Annotated in this window: 1 protein-coding gene; it reads right to left on the reverse strand. The window is 66.7% G+C overall.

Features of this window, described 5'->3' with window-relative positions; genetic code table 11:
- On the reverse strand, positions 1-882 hold an 882-nt coding region (locus ASD34_RS02745), incomplete at both ends, for an ABC transporter substrate-binding protein (protein WP_235509954.1).

Consider the following 882-nt stretch of genomic DNA (forward strand, 5'->3'; position numbering starts at 1 on the left):
GATCTCCCACAGCCGCGGATCGTTGCGGCGCTGGGTGAGCGTGGCCCAGTCGACGACGTTGAGGTCGACCTTGAAGCCGGCACGCTTGAGCTGCTCGGCCATCAAGAGCGACATGTTGTAGTGAAAGTCATACTGGCGGCTCGTGAGCACGCGGATCGGCTCGCCCTTGTAGCCGGCCTTGGCAGCAGCGTCTTTCGCCTTGGCGGCGTTGCGCTGGTTGTACTGGTCGGCACCGGCGGTCGAGTAGAACGGCGAGCCCTTGGGGAAGTGGTTGGCCTCGGCCACGAAGAAACGCGTGTCGCCGAAGCCGGCCGCGAGCATCTCGCCCTGGCCCAGCGCGGTCTGGATCGCCTGGCGCACCGGCTGACTGGCGGCCACGCCTTCCTTGGTGTTGAGCACGAGGTAGGGGAAGCCGAATGATGGCGTCAGGATCGGCAGCGTCTTGCCACTGGCCTTCTCCAGGCGCGGCAGGGCTTCCACCGGCAGCAGGTCGGCGAAGTCGTACTGGCCCGCGAGTGCACCTTCGACGCGCGTGCTGGCGTTGGGCACCGGCACGAAGCGCAGTTCTTCGATGGCCGCTTCGCGCTTGCCGCCGTAGCCACTGGCCGACTCCTTGCGTGCGCTGTACTTGTCGAAGCGCGTGAGCAGCACGAACTGGTCGGGGCGGCGCTCCTTGAACTTGTAGGGGCCGGTGCCGACGAAGTCTTTCAGCGGCGACGCGATCGAGTCCTTGGCCATGATGGCCGCCATGCCGCTGGGCAGCGCAAGCTGCGAAAGCAGCGGTGCGTACGGCGCCTTCAGCACGATCTCCACGCCCAACGGGCCCTTGGCCTTGAGGCTTTCGATTTCCTTGCCCACGGCCTTGCCGCGCGGCGACTGGTC

The organism is Variovorax sp. Root473, from assembly GCF_001426505.1.
Lineage (GTDB): Bacteria > Pseudomonadota > Gammaproteobacteria > Burkholderiales > Burkholderiaceae_C > Variovorax.